This window comes from Ureibacillus endophyticus, assembly GCF_003628435.1.
Classification (GTDB): Bacteria; Bacillota; Bacilli; order Bacillales_A; family Planococcaceae; genus Ureibacillus; species Ureibacillus endophyticus.
This window is the reverse complement of the sequence record NZ_RBZN01000088.1, coordinates 1-4254: the sequence shown is the minus strand read 5'-3', so window position 1 is coordinate 4254 and position 4254 is coordinate 1. Positions and strand designations below refer to the sequence as shown.

5 protein-coding genes are annotated in these 4254 nt (G+C 36.1%); all 5 read left to right on the top strand.

Features of this window, described 5'->3' with window-relative positions:
- Nucleotides 1-143: 143 nt before the first annotated feature.
- Nucleotides 144-938 carry a carbon-nitrogen family hydrolase gene (locus D8M03_RS17140; RefSeq protein ID WP_121216003.1) on the top strand — a complete coding sequence of 265 codons (795 nt, stop codon included), beginning with the start codon at nucleotides 144-146 and terminating at the stop codon, nucleotides 936-938.
- Nucleotides 939-1306: 368 nt separating this feature from the next.
- On the top strand, nucleotides 1307-1849 hold the full coding sequence (locus D8M03_RS17135; protein WP_121216002.1) for a cysteine hydrolase family protein: 543 nt from the start codon (nucleotides 1307-1309) through the stop codon (nucleotides 1847-1849).
- A 275-nt stretch (nucleotides 1850-2124) separates the two neighbouring features.
- Nucleotides 2125-3348: a Y-family DNA polymerase gene (locus tag D8M03_RS17130; RefSeq protein WP_414674165.1), complete on the top strand. Its 1224-nt coding sequence runs from the start codon at nucleotides 2125-2127 to the stop codon at nucleotides 3346-3348.
- 33 nt (nucleotides 3349-3381) lie between these two features.
- Nucleotides 3382-3708 carry a YolD-like family protein gene (locus tag D8M03_RS17125; RefSeq protein WP_121216001.1) on the top strand — a complete coding sequence of 109 codons (327 nt, stop codon included), beginning with the start codon at nucleotides 3382-3384 and terminating at the stop codon, nucleotides 3706-3708.
- 29 nt (nucleotides 3709-3737) lie between these two features.
- A complete protein-coding gene (locus D8M03_RS17120) occupies nucleotides 3738-4085 on the top strand; it encodes a YhjD family protein (RefSeq protein ID WP_121216000.1) in 348 nt (115 codons plus the stop codon).
- Nucleotides 4086-4254: the final 169 nt, after the last annotated feature.

Below are 4254 nucleotides of genomic sequence, written 5' to 3'. Positions count from 1 at the left end.
AGTTTTGTGTGTGGTAACCTCAACTAACACCAAAATCCAGGGGGTGGCAAGTTTTTTTGCGTAAAAGACTATAAAACCAACGATTATTAGCGATTTATATATATAAGTTTTGACAATACGAGGATTGTCTAGGGGGTATTGATATGAAAATTGGATGTATTCAAATGAATGTTGGATTTGGGAAAGTAGAAGAAAATTTTGAGCGGGCAGAAAATTTAATTCGAGAAGCTGCAAGTAAGGGATCGGAAATTGTTGTACTTCCTGAAATGTGGAATACAGGTTATGCGTTAGAAAAATTATCAGAGCTTGCGGACCGCCATGGGGAACGCACGAAAGCCTTCTTACAAAAATTATCAAGTGAACTAAATATACATATTGTTGGTGGGTCGGTTGCAACAGAAAGAGACGGCAAATTTTACAATACAATGTATGTATATAATCGTGAGGGCGAATTAGTAAGCGAATATAGCAAAGTTCATTTATTCCGACTTATGGATGAAGAAAAATATTTAGAAGCAGGCGATAGTATGAATCGTTTTGCATTGGGTGAAATCGAAGCGGGGGGAGTTATTTGTTATGATATTCGTTTCCCAGAGTGGCTTCGTGCCCACGCATTAGCTGGTGCAAATGTGTTATTCGTCTCTGCACAATGGCCAACACCGCGCATCGATCATTGGAAAACGTTATTGCAAGCACGTGCCATTGAAAATCAATGTTTTGTCATCGCTGTAAACCGAATTTCGCGCAATCCGGATAACTTTAACGGCCAATCAATGGTTATTGAGCCATGGGGTGAAGTGTTATGGGTAGGTGCTGAAGATGAGGAACTTGCCATCATTGATGTAGATTTCTCTAAAGTAGAAGAAGTGCGCAGCCGCATCCCTGTCTATGATGATCGTCGTCCTTCACTCTATACGGGTGTTGTTGAGGACGTGTAAGGATAATCTATATAATAGAAGAAACAGGAATTTTGAAACTATAATTTGAAATTTACAAAATATTTTTAAAATTATTGGCAACAATTGATAATCTTTCACATATTCTATTAACAAGACTCTCTGGAGCAGCATAAAGCGGCTTTGGGGGGTTTTTGTTTTATACAAAAACATTATAAAATATAAGAGAATGTCACTTAATAGAAGGTATTTTATGATTAGTAGTTGGTAAATTAGCTGAAGAATCTTTGAATCTACCCGTTTAATTTCAAATTTGATTATATTTATGAAAAAGATTTGTATCCTTTATGGAACTATACTTATAGAATTCATTTATAATGTTAAGTAAAAAATGGTAGGGGGATACTAAATTGGGAAAAGAAGCATTAATTATTGTGGATATGAGCAATGATTTTGTTGCTGATGATGGTAGTTTAACAGCAGGTAAGCCAGCGCAAGAAATTGTTCCATATATTGTGGAGCAGGCAAATAAATTTTTAAACGATGGGCAAGTTGTTGTAGTGGCGATGGATGCTCATGAAGAAAATGATGAACATTTTGAGTTATGGCCACCGCATAACATTGTAGGCACTAAAGGGCAGCAGCTTTACGGTGATTTATTTACCTGGTTGAACGAACATGAAGCTAATCCGAATGTACTCGTCCAACCAAAAACAAATTACAACGCCTTCTTCAATACAGGCTTAGCTGAAAAGTTAAGAGCATTAGATGTTGAAAAAGTTCATGTTGTTGGAGTATGCACGGATATTTGTGATTTTTTAACGGTTGCCGGTGCAGATGCTGAAGGCTTTAAAACTACAATTCATAAAAAGGGTGCAGCTACTTTCACTGACTTAGGTGAAACATTTATTAACCATATGAAAACATGTTTCTTTACGGAAATTATTGAATAGAACTCATTTTAAGCTTCGTATCATCTCTGATTGCGGAGCTTTTTTTCATGCTGAAGGATTTTTCTTCACAGCTTTCATCAATTTTTCGTCCAAAATCCCCAGAAAACACCTCTTGTCGTCTCAACTGTCTCATTTTAGAATGAATTAAAGAACAAACGTTCGCATATAATACATTGTAAATTGGAGGTGTTGTAATGAACGAGAATGCACTAAACGTCAGTACAAAGCATACAGAACAACACGGCATCTATAAAAATGCACCAAACAAGCCAATTATGTGTATTGATATGCGCTGTTTTTATGCAAGTTGTATGGCAATGTTAGAAAATCTAGATCCCTTCGAAGTTCCAATTGCTGTTGTAGGGAACTTTAAACAAAAAGGGAGTGTCGTACTCGCCGCATCACCGCCAATGAAAAAACGTTTTGGTATTAAAACAGGATCCCGTCTTTTTGAAATTCCAAAACATCCTGACATTAAATTATTCGAGCCGAAAATGGAGTTTTTTGTACGAATGTCTATGGAAATTACAAATTTAATTAATCAATTTGTGCCGAAAGAAGCAATTCACGTTTATAGCATTGATGAAAGCTTTGTTGATCTAACAGGGACGGAAAAGCTATGGGGTTCACCTGAAGAAACAGCCAAATACATTCAACACTGCATTTACAATCAATTTCAAATACCGAGTGCGATAGGAATGGGACCGAACATGCTTATGTCAAAGCTTGCGTTAGATTTGGAGGCAAAAAAAGATGGTTTCGCCAAATGGACCTATGATGACATTCCCGACAAGCTTTGGTCAGTTGCACCGCTTTCTGAAATGTGGGGAATTGGGCGGCGGACACAAAAAACATTAAATAATATGGGCATTTATACAGTTGGGGATTTAGCCCGAACAGATTTAAAAATGTTAGAAAAGCGTTTTGGTATTATGGGCAATCAACTCTATTATCATGCGTGGGGAATTGATTTATCTCCTCTCGGTGCCCCACTTGCAGAAGGACAAATTAGTTTTGGAAAAGGCCAAATGCTGATGCGAGATTACCGGAGCCGTAGTGAAATTTTAGCCGTCATTTTAGAAATGTGTGAAGATGTGGCAAGAAGAGCAAGAGAAGCTTACCAAGTAGGTAGAACAATTTCTCTTGGTATCAACTATAGTAGGGATGCTTTTGGGGGAGGTTTTTATCGCGCACGAACAATCGATGAACCGACAAACGATACAATGAAAGTTTACAAAGTGTGTAGAGAACTATTGGATGAATATTATGCAGAGCGCCCTGTAAGACAAATTACCATTAGTATTTCAAAGTTAGAATCTGAAAATTCGATGCAGCTTAGTTTATTTGATGATAAGAAGTGGAGGAGACGCAAGCTGGGGGCGACAATGGACTATTTACGCGCGAAACATGGATCGACAGCTATTTTGCGCGCGGTTTCTTATACAGAGGCTGGTACTGCCGTTGCCCGTGCTCAATTAGTTGGTGGTCATAAGAAATAGTTTATCAATAAGGATTTATTGCGAGGTGATAACATGATTCGAGATCGTGGGAATATTAAATGGAATGCAATGATGCTGCCGGAGCACGTAAAACTATTACGTGAATGGCATGAAAAGGATCAATATGTAAAAAAGCCAGAACTAGACGAATGGGCATTACAAGAGTTAAGTGAACAATTAGGAATTGCTTATACAAATAAGATTGAAGTGGAATTAAGTATTTGGAAAGAAAAAGAGATTTTCAAAGTAACGGGGAAAATTGCAAAACTAAACGTAAATAATGCATTGCTTTATTTAGAGGATGGTCGACAATTTCCATTTCAATCTATTTTTGGTGTTGCGTTTATTGCGATTGACTAGTCGATAGGAGTGACAAAGGAAGTGTGTCTATGTCATTGAGAAATGGTATAAAATTAATGATTCATACTTATGTAATTTTAGAATTAGCTATAAAATCGATTGAACATGATAAAAAGCTATTTAATTCATTTCAGTTTAAAAGATCTTATTTGCCTTTAATGGATGCGTTTTTAGAAAGCCTTACAGAAGAATTTAAACAAACCTCAAAAAAGCTTTATAAAGAAGGTATCAAGAAAGAAACATATCAACGAATTAGTGATGAGAAATGTTTATATACCTTCTTATGTAGAGGTGAGGTTCTACCGTTTATTTATCAAAGTGAAGACTTGAAAAATCAAGTACAACGAAAAATCGAAACTATTTTAAAAAAATTATAAAAAAAATTCCTCTCATCACAATAGAGTGGAATTTTTCTTTTAAAAAATATCATTAGCGTCGCATTAAAATAATTTGACACCTTTATTAAAACTGAATTTTCTGAAATATATTCTTCGCACAAAAAAAGCCTTTATAATGGTTGGGCGGTAGTAAACCATCCAAATCCAA